14 protein-coding genes are annotated in these 15,872 nt (G+C 72.0%); 5 read left to right on the forward strand and 9 right to left on the reverse strand.

Annotated elements, in window-relative coordinates; genetic code table 11:
• Positions 1-30 precede the first annotated feature (30 nt).
• Positions 31-417, forward strand: coding sequence for a DUF1844 domain-containing protein (locus ABZ833_RS37965; RefSeq protein ID WP_361057004.1), 387 nt, complete (start codon positions 31-33; stop codon positions 415-417).
• Between the two features lie 4 nt (positions 418-421).
• Here ABZ833_RS37965 and ABZ833_RS37970 read toward each other — a convergent pair whose 3' ends face one another.
• The 3 genes from ABZ833_RS37970 to ABZ833_RS37980 are packed head-to-tail and all read right to left on the reverse strand — an operon-like array spanning position 422 to position 3,916.
• Positions 422-1,156, reverse strand: a complete 735-nt coding sequence (locus ABZ833_RS37970; protein WP_361057007.1) for an SseB family protein — start codon at positions 1,154-1,156, stop codon at positions 422-424.
• 10 nt (positions 1,157-1,166) lie between these two features.
• The gene (gene mycP / locus ABZ833_RS37975; RefSeq protein ID WP_361057010.1) at positions 1,167-2,357 is read right to left on the reverse strand and encodes a type VII secretion-associated serine protease mycosin; all 1,191 of its coding nucleotides are present in this window, start codon (positions 2,355-2,357) and stop codon (positions 1,167-1,169) included.
• On the reverse strand, positions 2,354-3,916 hold the full coding sequence (locus ABZ833_RS37980; RefSeq protein WP_361057013.1) for a hypothetical protein: 1,563 nt from the start codon (positions 3,914-3,916) through the stop codon (positions 2,354-2,356). Before ABZ833_RS37980 ends, mycP begins: the two co-directional genes overlap by 4 nt.
• A 303-nt stretch (positions 3,917-4,219) precedes the next feature.
• On the opposite strand from ABZ833_RS37980, the gene ABZ833_RS37985 reads away from it, so the two are divergent.
• Positions 4,220-5,422, forward strand: a complete 1,203-nt coding sequence (locus ABZ833_RS37985; RefSeq protein ID WP_361057016.1) for an amino acid deaminase/aldolase — start codon at positions 4,220-4,222, stop codon at positions 5,420-5,422.
• 13 nt (positions 5,423-5,435) lie between these two features.
• Here the strand turns inward: ABZ833_RS37985 and ABZ833_RS37990 are convergent, their stop codons facing one another.
• From ABZ833_RS37990 to ABZ833_RS38015, 6 genes are all read right to left on the reverse strand, one after another.
• Complete coding sequence (locus ABZ833_RS37990; protein ID WP_361057019.1) at positions 5,436-6,398, reverse strand: DUF2510 domain-containing protein; 963 nt, start codon at positions 6,396-6,398, stop codon at positions 5,436-5,438.
• 37 nt (positions 6,399-6,435) lie between these two features.
• A complete protein-coding gene (locus ABZ833_RS37995; protein ID WP_361057022.1) occupies positions 6,436-7,731 on the reverse strand; it encodes a haloacid dehalogenase-like hydrolase in 1,296 nt (431 codons plus the stop codon).
• Positions 7,732-7,764: 33 nt separating this feature from the next.
• On the reverse strand, positions 7,765-9,066 hold the full coding sequence (locus ABZ833_RS38000) for a haloacid dehalogenase-like hydrolase (RefSeq protein WP_361057025.1): 1,302 nt from the start codon (positions 9,064-9,066) through the stop codon (positions 7,765-7,767).
• Positions 9,067-9,144: 78 nt separating this feature from the next.
• On the reverse strand, positions 9,145-9,927 hold the full coding sequence (locus ABZ833_RS38005; protein ID WP_361057029.1) for a 3-oxoacyl-ACP reductase: 783 nt from the start codon (positions 9,925-9,927) through the stop codon (positions 9,145-9,147).
• A 5-nt stretch (positions 9,928-9,932) separates the two neighbouring features.
• Positions 9,933-11,285: an aldehyde dehydrogenase family protein gene (locus ABZ833_RS38010; RefSeq protein WP_361057032.1), complete on the reverse strand. Its 1,353-nt coding sequence runs from the start codon at positions 11,283-11,285 to the stop codon at positions 9,933-9,935.
• 7 nt (positions 11,286-11,292) lie between these two features.
• Entirely contained in the window at positions 11,293-12,663 is a 1,371-nt protein-coding gene (locus ABZ833_RS38015; protein WP_361057035.1) for a glutamine synthetase family protein, read from the reverse strand.
• A gap of 77 nt (positions 12,664-12,740) precedes the next feature.
• Here ABZ833_RS38015 and ABZ833_RS38020 point away from each other — a divergent pair, with 77 nt between their 5' ends.
• The 3 genes from ABZ833_RS38020 (at position 12,741) to ABZ833_RS38030 (ending at position 15,858) form a co-directional block, all read left to right on the forward strand.
• A complete protein-coding gene (locus ABZ833_RS38020) occupies positions 12,741-13,508 on the forward strand; it encodes an FCD domain-containing protein (protein ID WP_361057038.1) in 768 nt (255 codons plus the stop codon).
• Positions 13,509-13,690: 182 nt separating this feature from the next.
• Positions 13,691-15,136: an ethanolamine permease gene (eat, locus tag ABZ833_RS38025; protein WP_249591014.1), complete on the forward strand. Its 1,446-nt coding sequence runs from the start codon at positions 13,691-13,693 to the stop codon at positions 15,134-15,136.
• A 26-nt stretch (positions 15,137-15,162) separates the two neighbouring features.
• On the forward strand, positions 15,163-15,858 hold the full coding sequence (locus ABZ833_RS38030) for a gamma-glutamyl-gamma-aminobutyrate hydrolase family protein (RefSeq protein WP_361057041.1): 696 nt from the start codon (positions 15,163-15,165) through the stop codon (positions 15,856-15,858).
• The last annotated feature ends 14 nt before the right edge of the window (positions 15,859-15,872 follow it).

Raw genomic sequence — 15,872 nt, forward strand, 5'->3', positions numbered from 1 at the left:
GCGCGTGGGGCTCCGCTTATCGTGTGGGACATGAGCGACGCGACCCCCACCCCCGAGTCCGCCACCGGCTCGGCCCCCGATTCCCCCGACTTCGACACCCTGACCCGTGACATCGCGGACGTCCCCGCGGTCGAGGTGATCACCACGGTCGCCGTCCACCTGATGAGCGCCGCGGCCGTGAACCTGGGCCTCGCCGAGGGCGGCGAGGGCCACAAGGACCTCGACGAGGCCCGCAAGCTGATCCACTCGCTCGGCGGCCTGATGGACGCGAGCGCCACGGAGATCTCCTCGTTCCACGCGGCCCCGCTGCGCGACGGCCTGAAGTCGCTGCAGCTGGCCTTCCGCGAGGCGTCCGAGGTGCCGGACGAGCCGGGCCAGGGTCCGGGCGAGAAGTACACGGGCCCGGTCTTCGGCTGACCTCTCAGCTTTCTCGTACGTAGAAGGGCTCGCCCGGTGGCGTCGCCCCGGCCGGCAGCAGTGCCAGGTCGAGGCCGCTCACCAGGCGGGCCCTCAGTGTTTCGTCGGCCGCGATGTGCCCGGCGACGCGCTGGGCGGCTTCGGCCGGGTCCGCCGAGGGGTCCAGGACCAGCGCGAGGGTGCCGTCCGCGGTGCCCGCGCCGAGGTGGGCGCGCAGAACGGCGGGCTCGGCGGCGACGGCCGCCCGCACGGCGGCCGTGACAGCGGGGTCGGCGAGCGGGTCCCGGGTGTGGCGGCCTTCGGAGAGGGCGATCAGGGCGGGCCGGTTGATCTCGTAGGGAACGGGTCCCGCGAGGTCCAGCACGATCGTGTCGGCCTGCTCGTGGGCCGCGGCCTGGAGCGCCTGGTGCAGGGGGACGGCGACGGGCCTGGCCTCCGGGTCCCACAGGGCGAGGGCCTGGGTCGAGGTGAACGCGGGCAGCGCCTTGCGGTCGCCCGCCTTGAGGGTGGGGACCGCCATGTCGCTGGACTTCTCGCGGCGCAGCCCGTTCTCGTCCTCCTCGACCTCGCCGAGCACGGCGACCACGGGGACGAGCAGCCGGGCGCCGGTGAGCGCCTCAAGGACGGGGCCGTGGGCCGTACGGTCCTCGGCCCACGCGGTCAGGGCCGCGGTGAGCCGGGGGTCGGCGGAGCCGTCGTCGTCGGAGAAGCCGGGGTCCGGGATGTTCTTGTTCGCCACGGCACCGACCCTATCGAGACTGGTCCGGGACCTGTCGGGCGGTGCCGGGGCGGGCTCCGCGACGGCCGCGCCAGAGGTAGACCGCCGCTGCCAGGAGGGCCACGCCGATGCCGCCCGCGACCGGGCCCACCCAGCCTGCGGGCCCGCCGTCGCCCGCGTCCTCGTCGGGACCCGGGCCGAAGTACTTCTTCCCGTACGCCGCGGAGCTCAGCTCCTCCGGCTTCTTCTTGCCGCCCTCGGCGATGGCGGCCGCCGGGTCGATGAAGCCGAAGCCGTGCGAGTCGTCGCGGCCACCGCTGGGCACGTCCCGTGCGGTGTCCTCCAGGAGCTGCTTGATCTGGGCCGGGGTCAGGCCGGGGTGGGCGGCGCGGATGAGGGCGACGGCACCCGAGACGAACGCCGACGCGGCGCTGGTGCCCCAGCCTTCGTAGTACTCGCGGTCGGGGTCGGCGATGACGATCTTCTTGCCGGGGGCGCTGACGGTGGCGTACCAGCGGCGGGTGGAGAACGAGGCGCGGTCGCCGTTCGAGTCGACGGCGGTGGCGGCGATGACTCCGGGATAGGCCGCCGGGTACGAGATGTGGTCGCCGCGTTCGCCGCCGTTGCCCGCGGATGCGACGACGACGGCGCCCTTCTTCAGGGCGTACTGGACCGCGGCGTCCTCGGCGGGTTCGGGGTGGGCGGACTTGGAGTCGTCGCCGAGGGAGAGGTTGATGACGTCGGCGCCGTGGTCGGTGGCCCAGCGGATGCCGTCGGCCAGCGCGTTGCCCCGGGTGTTGCGGGCCTTCGAGCGGTCCGGGTCGCCGTCCTCCAGGATCACGCGGATCGGCAGGATCTTCGCTTCCGGCGCGATGCCGATCACGCCGTCGCCGTTGCCCGCGCCGTGTCCGTGGCCCGCGATGATGCCGGCCATGGCGGTGCCGTGCCGGGCCCAGGGGCGGTCGCCCTTCTTCGCCCCGAAGCCGACCATGTCCTTGCCTTCGAGGACGCTGCCGGTCAGGTCGGGGTGGCCGCGGTCTATGCCGGTGTCCAGGACGGCGACGGTGATGCCCTTGCCCTTGGTGGTCTGCCAGGCCTGGCCGGTGTGCATGGCGTCCAGGGCCCACTGCTGTGCGCGTATGCCGTCGTCGGCGTGTGCGGTGGCGGGCAGCAGGGCGAGCGAGGCGGCGAGGGCGGCGACGGCCCACCGGCGGATTCTCATGAGGACTTCTCCGTGGCCGCGATGGTCTTGCGCAGGCGCCGCTCGACGCGGTCGGCGATGCCCTTGGCCTCGTTGCCGAGGCCCGCCTGGGCGGGGGCGCTGGTGGCGGAGGTCTTCATGGCCTCGTCGGCGGGCTCGGGTTCGGTGACCGTACGTCCGTCGGCGAAACCGGAGACGGCGAAGGCGACGACGGGGGCGTCCGGGAGCACGGAGACGGTCCAGGACGCGCGCTGGGCGTCGCCGAAGTCCGCGGCCGGGGTGCCCTTGGCCGCGTACGGACGTGGCATCAGGTCGGGGCGCCGGTCGAGGCCTTCCTCCGTGAAACGGGTGCGCAGGGAGCGCATCGCTTCGGCGTCGGCCTTGGTGAACAGCAGGCCTACGGTGGTGACATGGCTGCGGGTCGCGTCCGTGTACGTGGCGCGCAGCAGCCGCAGGCAGCCCGCCGGGGCGAGTGCCTTGCGCAGGAGCGGGTCGAAGGCGCCCTTGCAGGTGCTGTCGGGGGCGACGGCGACGCGGGTCCAGTTGCGGTCGGCTCCGCCGGGTCCCGCGCCCTCCCCCTTGATGGTGGCCGGGAAGAGCTGGTCGACGGGCACGCTGTGCCAGAGCTCGCCCGCCACGGCGTACGCGTTGGGCGAGGCGCTCGCCCCCTCGGCTCCCCCGGTCAGCCAACTCCCGGTGGCCGCGCCCCCGATGAGCCCGAGCCCGAGCACGACACAGGCGGCGGCCGCGGTCACTCGGGGCTGCACCCAGGTGCGGACGGGCCGCAGCCGCGTGGTGCTGTCGTCGTAGAGCGCGGGCCGCGCGAACGCCACGAAGGGCCGCCCCGCCCCGGGTCCCGGCGTCAGGTCGACGGCGCCGACCGCGCGGCGGGCGGCGGTGGTTCGGGGGGAGTGAGCGGGCGGGGGCACGGCCTTGGGGGTGCGGGCGTACGCGTGGGCTCGCGAGAGCGCGGGCCCGGTGAGGGGCGCCGGGGGCGCGGCGGCGGGCCGGGATGCCGGTGCGAACTGAACCGAGGGCCCGGACACCGGTGTCGGCGTCGGCGTCGGCGTTTCAGCCTCCGGCGCGGATGCGGATGCGGACTTCGACGCGGACCAGGGCGGTGGCGCCAGCCCGGGAAGCGGCGCGGGGCCCGAGTCGGCCTCAGGTATGCCCGCGGACACGGCCGCTGGGCCCGGTGGCGGTGCGGAAGGCCTCGGGGGACGGAGTCGGTAGTCCGCCACGCCCGCCTCGCCTTCGCTCTCCGCGTCCGGGACCGGCACGCCGACGTACGGCGGGGCAGGAGGAAGCGGCGGCAGGAGCGGCGCTTCGGCGGCGGGCGCCTGGTCGGGGTCCGGGGCAGGGTCGGACATCGGCGCGTGTGTGCGCGTCATCGTCGCCGGAGGCGGCGCATCGGGAAAGCGCGCCGAAGCGGGCGGCGGGGGCGGGGACGGCAGCCTCTCGCCATCGGCGTCCTGCTCGTCGTCCGGTGACGCAGCGGGCTCGGGCATCCTCACCAGGTCGAAGGGCGCCAACAGGTCCTCGAGTATGGAGTCGCCGTCCTCGGGCGCGGGGTCGGCCATCGGCGGTGGCGGCGGGGAGCCATCACCGTCGCCCGGCGTCCGCGGACGCCCGTCCGGGAAGCGCGCGGACGGCACGGGAGGCGCCGGGGAGGCCGGCGGGCCCGGCGGTGGGGGTGGGGCCGTGGGACGTGGCGGGACGGGAGGCCGTCGCGCTTCCGTGCTCATGCACCCCCCGTTTCCTCGCTCTTCTGCGCGTAACTCTAAGGGCAGATTCCGGTCGCGAGGGAACCAGTCCGCGCCCCCGGGCGATCTGCCCGGATCATCCCCCTACCCTCGGGTAATCCCGTCTGGCAGGCTTCGGCCATGACAGCCCGTGCAGCAGACAGGGCCCGCTACGACCGGGCCACCGCGCACCTCGACGCCCCCGTCGCGATCGTCGATCTGGAGGCGTTCGACGCCAATGCCGACGACCTCGTGCGCCGGGCCGGCGGGAAGCCGATCCGGGTCGCGAGCAAGTCCGTACGCTGCCGGGCGCTGCTCGAACGCGTCCTGGCCCGCGACGGCTTCGCCGGGATCATGTCCTACACGCTCGCCGAGTCCCTGTGGCTCGCGCGGTCCGGGTTCGACGACGTCCTGCTCGCCTACCCTTCGGCCGACCGGTCCGCCTTCGCCGAGCTTGCCGCCGACCCGAAGCTCGCCTCCTCGGTGACCGTGATGATCGACGACCCGGCGCAGCTGCGGCTCATCGACGAGGCCAGGGGCGACGGGCGCGAAGAGGTGCGGGTCTGCCTGGAGTTGGACACCGCCTACAAGATCCTCGGAGGGCGGGTGCGGATCGGGGCCCTGCGCTCGCCCCTGCACTCCCCCGTCCAAGTCGCCGCGCTCGCCCGCGCCGTGGCCCGGCGGCCGGGGTTCCGGCTCGTGGGCGTGATGGCGTACGAAGGGCATGTGGCGGGGGTCGGTGACGCGGTCGCCGGGCATCCCGCGCGCTCCCGGGCCATCCGGCTGATGCAGACCGCGGCCCGCAAGGAGCTCGCCGCCCGGCGGGCCGAGACCATCCGCGCGGTGCGGGCGGTCGCGCCGGACCTGGAGTTCGTCAACGGCGGCGGCACCGGCAGCGTGCAGCACACCGCGGCCGAGCGCGCCGTGACCGAGATCGCCGCCGGGTCGGGCCTGTACGTACCGCGCCTCTTCGACAACTACACGTCGTTCAGCGGGCGTCCGGCCGCGCTCTTCGCCCAGCCCGTCGTGCGCCGCCCCGGCGTCGGCACCGTGACCGTGCTCGGCGGCGGCTACCCCGCTTCGGGTGCCGCGGGACCCGACCGCTCCCCTGTGCCGTACCTCCCGGAGGGTCTGCGCTACGACCCGCAGGAGGGTGCGGGAGAGGTGCAGACCCCGCTGCTCGGGGCGCCCGCCGACGACCTGCTGATCGGCGACAAGGTGTGGTTCCGGCACGCCAAGGCCGGGGAGATGTGCGAGCGGTTCGACGCGCTGCGGCTCGTCGAGGGCGACCGCGTGACGGCCACCGTCCCGACGTACCGGGGAGAGGGCCACACGTTCCTCTGAGGGCGCGGGATCGTCAGGGCGTCGCGCCCACGCTGTTGCCCACGCCGCCGCTCGTCGCCCCGCCGCCGACCGGGCGGATCCCCTTGGTGATCTCGTCCATGTCGGAGAGGGGCGGCGCCTCGTCCCCGGCGTCGATGGCGAAGCGGACGATGACCACCGCCTCGGACCCGTGGCTGGAGGGGAAGGCGAGCGACTGGACGTATCCGCCGGGCCCCTTGTCCGTGCGGACGCGCCAGCGCACGAGGTAGCCGGAGCGGCCCGCGACCGCCACGGACCCCTCCTTGACCTTCTCGTGGCTCGCGATGCCGCCGAAGGGCTCCATGCCGACCTTGTCCTCGTCGTACGCCCGGTCCGCCGCGTCCTTGATGTCCCGCTGGGCCAGCGCCTTGGGCGAGCGCTCGTCCGTCGCCGTCGACGTGCGCGAGTAGACCGTGCCGTGGCGGCAGAGGCTGCCCTCGCCGGGGCAGTCGTAGACGTCAGGGGTGCGGACGGTCGGATCGCCGCCGACCGAGCTGTCGGCCTTCTCCCAGCCGTCGGGGACCGGGATCGTGATGCCGTTGAGCTGGTCGACGAGGGTGGAGGGGTCGGGGTCGGGAGCCGACGTGGTGGGCGTCGGCGAGGTCGGCGTGGGGGTGTCCACCGGCTCCGATGTGGTCGGCGCCGGCGGTCCTGCCTGCGGGTCGCCGTCGTCCTCGCGCAGGAGCACCACGCCCGTGACGATCGACGCGACCAGGACGACCCCGGCGGTGGCAAGGGCCACCACCTTGGCCCGGCCGCCTCCGGAAGCCCCGGGCAGCGGCTGGACCTGAGTCTGTGCCTGCGGAGGGCCGAACCCCGGCTGCGCCTGGCCCAATTGGAGGGTTCCGGGCGCACGCCGGTGTTCGGTCCACGCGGACCCGTCCCACCAGCGCTCGACGGGCTGTGCCGGCGGCGCCGACGGGTCCGTGTACCAGCCGGGAGGAGGAGACATGCTCATCCCGGCACTCTAAGACGTGCCGTGAAGATCAGAACAGTCAGAACACTGCGTCCACCTGATCAGGCACCACGGAGCCGTCCTCGCGCAGGACCGGGCCCTTGCTTCCGTCCGGTGCGTTGTAGGCGGCCGTGGAGCACGGGTAGAGGTCCGGCTTCTGCTTCATGGGCTCGATGAACATGGGGTTCACGACCCAGCGGCCGTCGGCGTTGTCGTAGCCGCGGCACATGACCTCGTTCTTGTTGCGGTTCAGGACGAGGTGCGCGCCCGTGGCGTCGCCGACGAAGGTCACGTCCGTGTCGGCGTCACCGCCGCCGAGGGCGATGCGGTGGGAGGGGTCCTGCTTCTCCCAGGCCGACTTGCCCTTGACGCCGTAGATCTCCTGGTTGATCCAGCAGCGCTTGCCGTCGATGTACGGGATGGCCTCGCCCTTGTTGACCGGGACGTCGCCGCAGCCCTGGTTCCAGGTGGTGATCCGGCCCTTGCGGTCGAGGACCGAGCGGATGGCGATGGTGTGCTTGCGGTCGATGCCGACGCCCTTCGACCACACCTCCGTCACCGGCTCCGAACCCGCCGAGACGATGTAGACGTCGAACCCGGCCTTCTTGAGCGTGCGGATGAGGTCGCGCTGCTGGTCGTAGTAGCGGGCGTAGCCGGGGATCTCGTGCGTGCCGACGGTCTGGGTGGCGCCGATCGGGGCGGCGAGGACCTCCTTGCGGGCCTTCGCGGCGTACGACTCGAGTTCGGGGACGGTGTGTCCGGCGAAGAGCTGGGGCACCCAGGCGTACTGCGGGACGGTGTGCCGGTGGTCCCACTCGCCCGCGAAGGCGGCGGCGCCGCTCATCGTCTTGCCGTCCTCGCGGACCTCGAAGATCTCGTCGGCGCAGTCGGTGTCGGTGGAGGTGGGCAGCGGCTTGCCGGCCGGCACCTTCGTGCCGCAGGCCTTGGTGAGCGCCTTGTCGGCCTCGTCGGTCATCCACTTGCTGGTGGACTTCCAGCTGGCAGGACGCAGGATCTTGTCGTGGTGGAGGGACCAGGCGATCGTCGCGTCGGTGATGTCGTTCTTGACGACGGTGTTGTCCCAGTCGAAGGCGGCGACGGGACGCTTCTGGTCGTGCCCCCGGTGGGAGCCGCAGCGTCCGCGCTCGTCGATCATCTGCTGGAGCCGGTCACGGTTGTCGCCGTACCAGGTCAGCTTCTTGGACAGCTGCGGGCAATGGGCCTTCGCAGCGGGGGAGTTCGCGGGCGTGGCGGCGGCCGCGGGGAGCGTCGCAGGCACGGCCGCCAGAGTGGCGGCCGTGGCCAGCGTCAACGCCAAGGCATGTCTGTTGCGCATGCGCATGGACCGTACATCAATCTCGGGGCACGGTCAGGACCCGTGCACCGTGTCCTTCTGGTCGGGGATGACGGACCCGTCCGCGCGGCGCACCGGGCCCTCCTTGCCGTCCCGTTCGGTGTAACCGGTGCTGGCGCACGGGTAGGGCTTCGCGAGCCTGCCCTTGGGCTCGATGAACATGGGGTTCACCAGCCAGCGGCCGTCGCCGTTGTCGTACGCGCGGCACATCAGCTCGTTCTTGTTGCGGTTCAGGACGAGCCGCAGGGCCGTGGCGTCACGCAGGAAGGAGATGTCGGTGTCGGAGTCCCCTGCCGCGAACACCTGACGCTTGTGGGCCGGCTGGACCTTCTCGGCTGCCGCGCCCCGGACTCCGTAGATCTCCTGGTTGATCCAGCAGCGCTTCCCGTCGATGTACGTGATCATCGAGTCGTCGCCGTCCTTGACGGTGCCGCAGCCCGCCAGACGGGCCGTCAGCTTCCCGTGCGCGGCGACGTTGCGGATGCCGATGGCGTGCCGGGCGTCGACGCCGACGCTCTTCGCCCACACCTCGGCGACCGGCTCGGGCGACGCCGAGACCACGTAGACGTCGAATCCGGCCTTCTTGAGCGTATGGATCAGATCGCGCTGCTGGTCGTAGTAGCGGACCCAGCCGGTGAACTTTCCGGTGCCGACCCGCTGTTCGGTGCCGACGGGCGCGGCGAGGTTCTCCTTGCGGGCCGCGGCGGCGAAGCCCTTGACCTGGTGGGCGGACCAGCCGCGGGTGAGCTGGGCCAGCCAGGCGTACTGGGGTTCCATGCGGCGGTGGTCGAAGCCGGCGAAGGCCGCTTCGCCGCCGGTGGTGGTGCCCTCGCTGTAGACGGAGGCGATCTCGTCGGCGCAGTCCGTGTCGCGGCGCGTGGGGAGGGTGGTGCCGGTGGCGGGGCAGGCCTTGGCGAGGGCCTTGGCCGCCGGGTCGGTGAGGTAGCGGCTCGTGGAGTGCCAGTCGGCGCCGCGCGGCGTACGTATCTTGCTGTTGCGCAGGAGCCAGAACATGGTGGCGTCACCGACGTCGTTCTTGATGACCGTGTTGTCCCAGTCGAAGGCGGCGACGGGCTTGGCGGCACCCTTGTGGCTGCCGTCGCCGCAGAGCCCGTACGCGTCGATCATCTTCTGGATTCTGGCCCGGTTGTCGCCGTACCAGCCCGCGGAGACGGTGAGCGTGGGGCACTTCCCGGCCCGGGAGCCGGTGGCCGGGGCGGGCTGGGTGGCCTCCGCGGTCGCCTGGACGGAGACGAGTCCGGTGGCGGCGACGGCGAGGACGGCTGCGGCCGCGGCGCAGCGGCGCTTGAGGTTCATGAACACACTCCTGTGTCTACGCAGGACAGCCGGGCGTCGTGCGACGCCCGGCTGTCGGGAGGATTGCTGCGGGGTGAACTACACGGGCGTGACGTACGCGCCCGCGATGCCGCCGTCGACGAGGAAGTCGGTGGCGTTCACGAAGGAGGAGTCGTCGCTGGCGAGGAACGCCACGGCGGCGGCAAGCTCGTCGGCCTCGGCGAAGCGGCCCACGGGGATGTGGACGAGACGGCGGGCGGCCCGCTCGGGGTCCTTGGCGAAGAGCTCCTGGAGGAGCGGGGTGTTGACCGGGCCGGGGCACAGCGCGTTCACGCGGATGCCCTCGCGGGCGAACTGCACGCCCAGCTCGCGGGACATCGCGAGGACGCCGCCTTTGGACGCGGTGTAGGAGATCTGCGAGGTCGCGGCGCCCATCCTGGCCACGAACGACGCGGTGTTGATGATCGAGCCCTTGCCCTGGCGCCGCATGTAGGGGATGGCGGCCTTGCAGCACAGGAAGACGGAGGTGAGGTTGACCTCCTGGACGCGCTTCCAGGCCTCCAGGCCCGTGTCCAGGATGGAGTCGTCGTCGGGCGGCGAGATGCCCGCGTTGTTGAAGGCGATGTCGACCGAGCCGTAGGTGTCGTACGCGGTCTTGAAGAGCGCCTCGACCTGCTCGGCGTCGGTGACGTCGACCTTGACGAAGGTGCCGCCGACCTCGTCGGCCGCCGCCTTGCCCGCGGCCTCGTCGATGTCGCCGCAGACGACGTGTGCGCCCTCGGAGGCGAGGCGGCGCGCGGTGGCGAGGCCGATGCCGCTGCCGGCACCGGTGACGACGGCGGTGCGGCCGACCAGGCGGCGGCAGATGATTGCTTCGGTCATGGTGCTCAGGCCTCCGTGCTGATGAAGACGTTCTTGGTTTCCGTGAAAGCGGCGAGCGCGTCCGGGCCGAGCTCACGGCCGAGTCCGGACTGCTTGTAACCCCCGAAGGGGGTCCAATAGCGCACGCTGGAATGCGAGTTGACGGACAGGTTCCCGGCCTGGACGGCCTGGGAGACCCGCAGGGCCCTGCTGACGTCCCGCGTCCAGATCGATCCCGACAGGCCGTACTCGGTCGCGTTGGCGAGGCGGATCGCGTCGGCCTCGTCCTCGAAGGGGAGGACGACGGCGACCGGGCCGAAGACCTCCTCCGTCGCCACCGGTGACGCGGCTTCGGCGTCGGTGAGGAGCGTCGGCGGGAACCAGAAGCCGGGGCCTTCGGGGGCCGTTCCGTGGATCCCGGCGCCGGAGGGGACGTACGAACGCACGCGCTCCAGCTGGGACCTGGAGATCAGCGGGCCCATCTGGGTCTTCTCGTCGGCCGGGTCGCCGACGACGACGGACTCGACGGCCGGTCCGACGATCTCCAGGAAGCGGTCGTACACCGAGCGCTGGACGAGGATGCGGGTGCGGGCGCAGCAGTCCTGGCCGGAGTTGTCGAGGTACGACATGGGGGTGGCGAGGGCGGCGGCCTCCACGTCCGCGTCGGCGAAGACGATGTTCGGGCTCTTGCCGCCGAGTTCGAGCGTCAGGCGCTTCACGCGGTCGGCGCACTTGGCCATGATCTGCTTGCCGACGCGCGTGGAGCCGGTGAACACGATCTTGGCGACGCCGGGGTGCTCGACGAGGGCGTTGCCCGCGACGTCCCCGGCACCGGGCAGGACCTGGAAGAGCCCCTCGGGCAGGCCCGCGTCCAGGGCGAGTTCGGCCAGGCGCAGCGCGGTGAGCGGGGTCGTCTCCGCGGGCTTCAGGATGACCGCGTTGCCGGCCGCGAGCGCCGGGGCGGTGCCCCAGGCGGCGATCGGCATCGGGAAGTTCCAGGGCGCGATGACGCCGACGACGCCGAGGGGTTCGAGGATCGTGACGTTCAGGCCGCCGGGCACCGGGATCTGACGGCCGCTCAGCCGTTCCACTCCCCCGGCCGCGAAGTCGAGGAGATCACGGACGTTGCCCGCCTCCCAGCGCGCGTTGCCGATGACGTGTCCGGCTTCCCGCACCTCCAACTGGGCGAGTTCTTCGATGTGTTCGTCGACGGCGACCGCGAAGCGGCGCAGCAGGCGGGCGCGGTCGGCGGGGGCCACGGCGGCCCACTTCGCCTGCGCCGCGGATGCGCGTGCGACGGCGGCGTCGATGTCCTGTGCGGTGGCGGCGGGGACGGTCGCGATGACCTCTTCCGTCGCCGGATTCAGTACTTCGAGCAAGGGTGCCTCACATGCGTTCGAAGGAGCGGCGGAGCTCCCAGTCGGTCACCGCGGAGTCGAAGGCGTCCAGTTCGACCCGGGCCATGTTGCTGTAGTGCGCGACCACCTCGTCGCCGAAGGCGGCCTTGGCGATGGCGCTGTTCTCCCAGAGCTCGGCGGCCTCGCGCAGGGTGGTGGGGACGTGCGCGTAGTCACCGGTGTAGGCGTTGCCCGTGCACTCCTCGGGCAGTTCGAGCTTCTGCTCTATGCCGTGCAGACCGGCGGCCACGAGTCCGGCGACCGCGAGGTGCGGGTTCACGTCGCCGCCCGGCAGACGGTTCTCGAAGCGCATCGAGCGGCCGTGACCCACGACGCGCAGGGCGCAGGTGCGGTTGTCGTAGCCCCAGGCGGCGGCGGTCGGCGCGAACGATCCCGGCCGGAACCTCTTGTAGGAGTTGATGTTGGGCGCGTAGAGCAGCGAGAACTCCCGCAGCGCGGCGAGCTGCCCGGCGAGGAAGTGCCGCATGACGGGCGACATGCCACCGGGATCACTCGAGGAACCGGCCATGGCGTTGGTGCCGTCGGTGTCCGCGAGCGAGAGGTGGATGTGACAGGAGTTGCCCTCGCGCTCGTTGTACTTGGCCATGAAGGTGAGCGAGACACCTTCCTGGGACGCGATCTCCTTCGCACCGGTCTTGTAGATCGCGTGCTGGTCGCAGGTGACGAGGGCGTCGTCGTAGCGGAACACGATCTCGTGCTGGCCCGGGTTGCACTCGCCCTTGGCCGACTCGACGACGAGCCCGGCGGCCGCCATGTCGTTGCGGATGCGGCGCAGGAGCGGCTCGATGCGTCCCGTGCCGAGCACGGAGTAGTCGATGTTGTACTGGTTCGCCGGGGTCAGGGCCTTGTAGCCCGCGTCCCAGGCCTGCTCGTAGGTGTCCTTGAAGACGATGAATTCGAGCTCCGTGCCGACGTTGGCGGTGTAGCCCAGCTCGGCGAGCCGGTCGAGCTGGCGGCGCAGGATCTGGCGGGGCGCGGCCACGACGGGCGAGGAGTCGTTCCAGGCGAGGTCCGCGATGAGCATCGCGGTGCCTTCGTTCCAGGGGACGCGGCGCAGGGTGCTGAGGTCGGGGCGCATGGCGAAGTCGCCGTAGCCGCGGTCCCAGGAGGACATCGCGTATCCCTCGACGGTGTTCATCTCCGCGTCGACGGCCAGGAGGTAGTTGCAGCCCTCCGTGCCGTTCTCCAGGACGTCGTCGAGGAAGAAGGGGGCGGCGAACCGCTTGCCCTGGAGCCGCCCTTGCATATCGGGGAAGGCCAGGACGACAGTGTCGATCTCGCCGCTCGTGACGAGAGCACGCAGCTCCTCGATCCCGAGCGGGGGTGTGCGGTCTGCCACGGGAAAATCCTCCTTGGGTCAGCCGAGAGCCATAAGGTATTGCCGAGAACCATTGATTGGGAAGGGGGTACGGCCAGATGTCGCACACGGATGCCGACGCGGCTGCCGACACCGGTGACGCGGCCGCCACGACCGCCGGCGACCGGCTCACGCCGGTGCTTCGTCCCGTACGGGCGGGCAACGGCTTCGAGGAGGCCCTGGAGCAGATCCTCCAGGTCGTACGCCTCGGCCTGGTGCCGGGCGGTGAACGCCTCCCGTCGGAGCGGGAGTTGGCCGACCGCCTCGGCATCAGCCGGGTGACGCTGCGCGAGGTCCTCAAGGTGCTCCAGGACCAGGGCCTCGTCGAGTCGCGGCGGGGCAGGTACGGCGGCACGTTCGTGCGTCCGCGCCCCGAGGCGGCCGGCGAGGACGAGCTGCGGCGGCGCGTGGCGGACGTCGACGTCGAGGACGCGCTGCGGTTCCGCGAGGTCCTCGAGGTCGGAGCGGCCGGGCTCTGCGCGGCGCACGGCCTGAGCGACGAGCAGCGCGAGCGGCTGCGCACGGCGCTCGCGCAGACCCACGAGGCGCCGCTCTCCGAGTACCGCCGCCAGGACACGCTGCTGCACCTGACCCTCGCCGAGCTCTGCGGCTCCCCCTCGCTCACCGCGCAGTACGCGGCGGTCCGCGCGACCGTCAACGACCTCCTGGACTGCATCCCCCTCTTGGTACGGAACCTGGAGCATTCGCAGCGCCAGCACACCGCCCTCGTCGAGGCGGTGCTCGACGGGGACGCGGACGGGGCGCGGGAGATGATGCGCGAGCACTGCGGCGGTACGGCCGCCTTGCTGCGGGGCTTCCTGACATAAGGGGCAGGGCGCGGGGGGATTAACCACGGCGTAACGCAGGGGTCTTGATTTCTCGGTGGTGGCACGGCAAAGGTATGGATCCGTTCCATTGAGTCACCCCCATTGTCCCGACACCCCGCTGTTCCGACACCCCGTTGTTCCGTCACCCCGCCGCAGCGCCACCGCCGCATAGGAGCCGTGCCATGACCGTGGAGTCCACCAAGACGAGTGCCGCCGAACCGGCGGACGACTATCTGGAGCGGAGAACGCTGCGCAGAGGCAGCGCGGGCTGGTTGCTCCTCACCGGCCTCGGCGTCGCGTACGTCGTCTCCGGCGACTTCTCGGGCTGGAACTTCGGCCTGGCGGAAGGCGGATTCGGCGGCCTGGCGATCGCCATGGCGCTCATGGGCGTGATGTACGCCTGCATGGTGTTCTCGCTGGCGGAACTGTCGTCGGTCCTGCCCACCGCGGGCGGCGGCTACGGCTTCGCGCGCCGGGCGCTCGGCCCCTGGGGCGGCTTCCTGACCGGCACGGCGATCCTCATCGAGTACATCCTGGCGCCCGCCGCGATCTCCATCTTCATCGGCGACTACGTCGAGTCGCTCGGCCTCTTCGGCCTGACCTCTGGCTGGCCGGTCTATCTGGCCTGCTTCGTCGTCTTCATCGGCATCCACCTGTGGGGCGTCGGCGAGGCACTGCGCTTCAGCTTCGTCGTCACGGGCATCGCGGTGGCGGCGCTGCTCGTCTTCGCGGTCGGCGCGTTCATGGACTTCGACGCGTCGAAGCTGAACGACATCCCCGTGGAGGCGGATGCCTTCGGCTCCAACTCCTGGCTGCCGATGGGCCTGTTGGGCATCTGGGCGGCGTTCCCGTTCGGCATGTGGTTCTTCCTCGGCGTCGAGGGCGTGCCGCTGGCAGCCGAGGAGACCAAGGACCCGGCGCGCACGCTGCCGCGCGCGATCCGCTGGTCGATGGCCATCCTCGTCGTGCTGGCGCTCCTCACGTTCTTCGCCTCGGCCGGGGCACGCGGCGCGAACGCGATCCAGGACGCGGGCAACCCGCTGGTGGAGGCGCTGCAGCCGGGCGGCGAGGCGACGGCGCTCAGCCGCATCGTCAACTACGCGGGCCTGGCAGGCCTTGTGGCGTCGTTCTTCTCCCTGATCTACGCGGGCTCGCGCCAGCTCTTCGCCCTGTCGAGGGCGGGCTATCTGCCGAGGTTCCTGTCGCTCACGAGCAGCCGCAAGGCCCCGTACCTGGGCCTCCTGGTGCCCGGGGCGATCGGCTTCGGCCTGGCGGCGGCGACCGGGGACGGCGCACGGATGCTGAACGTGGCGGTGTTCGGCGCGACCATCTCGTACGCGCTGATGTCGCTCTCGCACATCGTGCTGCGCCGCAGGGAGCCGGGTCTTGAGCGGCCCTACCGCACGCCGGGCGGCATGCTGACCTCGTCGGTGGCGCTTGTCCTCGCGTGCTCGGCACTGGTCGCGACGTTCCTGGTGGACGTGACGGCGGCGCTGATCGCGCTCGGGGTATACGTGGTGGCGATCGCGTACTTCGGCATCTACAGCCGCAAGCGGCTCGTGGCGCGGGCACCGGAGGAGGAGTTCGCGGCGCTCGCCGCCGCGGAGGCGGAACTGGAACGCGACTGAGCGTGAGGGACATGAAGGAGACGAGGGTGAGCGAAACCGCCGGCAGGCCGTTGATCGGTGTCAGCACGTATCTGGAGGCGAAGGCGCGCTGGGGCGTGTGGGAGCTGCCCGCGGCGCTGCTCCCCGTCGGCTACCCGCGGCTTGTGCAGGCGGCGGGCGGCATCGCCGCGATGCTCCCGCCGGACGATCCTTCGTACGCCGATGAAGTCGTCGCCAGGCTCGACGGCGTGGTCATCGCGGGTGGGCCCGATGTCGATCCCGCCCGTTACGGCTCGGAGCGTGAGGAGCGCACAGGCCCTCCGGCGCCGGAGCGGGACGCGTGGGAACTGGCGCTGATCGAGGCGGCGTTGGCGTCGGGGACGCCACTGCTCGGCATCTGCCGGGGCATGCAGCTCCTGAACGTGGCGCTGGGCGGCACGCTGGTGCAGCACATGGAGGGACACGTGGAGGCGGTGGGCGTCTTCGGCACGCACGAGGTGAAGCCGGTGCCGGGCACGCTGTACGAGTCGATCGCTCCGGCCGTGTCGGCCGTCCCGACCTACCACCACCAGGCGGTGGACCGCCTGGGCCGGGACCTGGTGGTGTCGGCGTACGCGGAGGACGGCACGGTGGAGGCGGTGGAACGACCGTCCGGGAGCTGGGTCCTCGGCGTGCAGTGGCACCCGGAGATGGGTGAGGATCTCCGGGTCATGGCGGCGCTGGTCCGCGTGGCGGGCCGGTAGGTCTCCGGCGGGCC

This window comes from Streptomyces sp. NPDC047525, from assembly GCF_040643025.1.
Taxonomy (GTDB): Bacteria; Actinomycetota; Actinomycetes; order Streptomycetales; family Streptomycetaceae; genus Streptomyces; species Streptomyces durmitorensis.

Bases quoted from the DNA above. Each gene is read 5' to 3' on its own strand.
- ABZ833_RS37965 (WP_361057004.1), top strand. From the start codon at position 31: ATGAGCGACGCGACCCCCACCCCCGAGTCCGCCACCGGCTCGGCCCCC.
- mycP (WP_361057010.1), bottom strand. From the start codon at position 2,357: ATGAGAATCCGCCGGTGGGCCGTCGCCGCCCTCGCCGCCTCGCTCGCC.
- ABZ833_RS37980 (WP_361057013.1), bottom strand. From the start codon at position 3,916: ATGGCCGACCCCGCGCCCGAGGACGGCGACTCCATACTCGAGGACCTG.
- ABZ833_RS37985 (WP_361057016.1), top strand. From the start codon at position 4,220: ATGACAGCCCGTGCAGCAGACAGGGCCCGCTACGACCGGGCCACCGCG.
- ABZ833_RS37990 (WP_361057019.1), bottom strand. From the start codon at position 6,398: ATGAGCATGTCTCCTCCTCCCGGCTGGTACACGGACCCGTCGGCGCCG.
- ABZ833_RS37995 (WP_361057022.1), bottom strand. From the start codon at position 7,731: ATGCGCAACAGACATGCCTTGGCGTTGACGCTGGCCACGGCCGCCACT.
- ABZ833_RS38000 (WP_361057025.1), bottom strand. From the start codon at position 9,066: ATGAACCTCAAGCGCCGCTGCGCCGCGGCCGCAGCCGTCCTCGCCGTC.
- ABZ833_RS38005 (WP_361057029.1), bottom strand. From the start codon at position 9,927: ATGACCGAAGCAATCATCTGCCGCCGCCTGGTCGGCCGCACCGCCGTC.
- ABZ833_RS38020 (WP_361057038.1), top strand. From the start codon at position 12,741: ATGTCGCACACGGATGCCGACGCGGCTGCCGACACCGGTGACGCGGCC.
- eat (WP_249591014.1), top strand. From the start codon at position 13,691: ATGACCGTGGAGTCCACCAAGACGAGTGCCGCCGAACCGGCGGACGAC.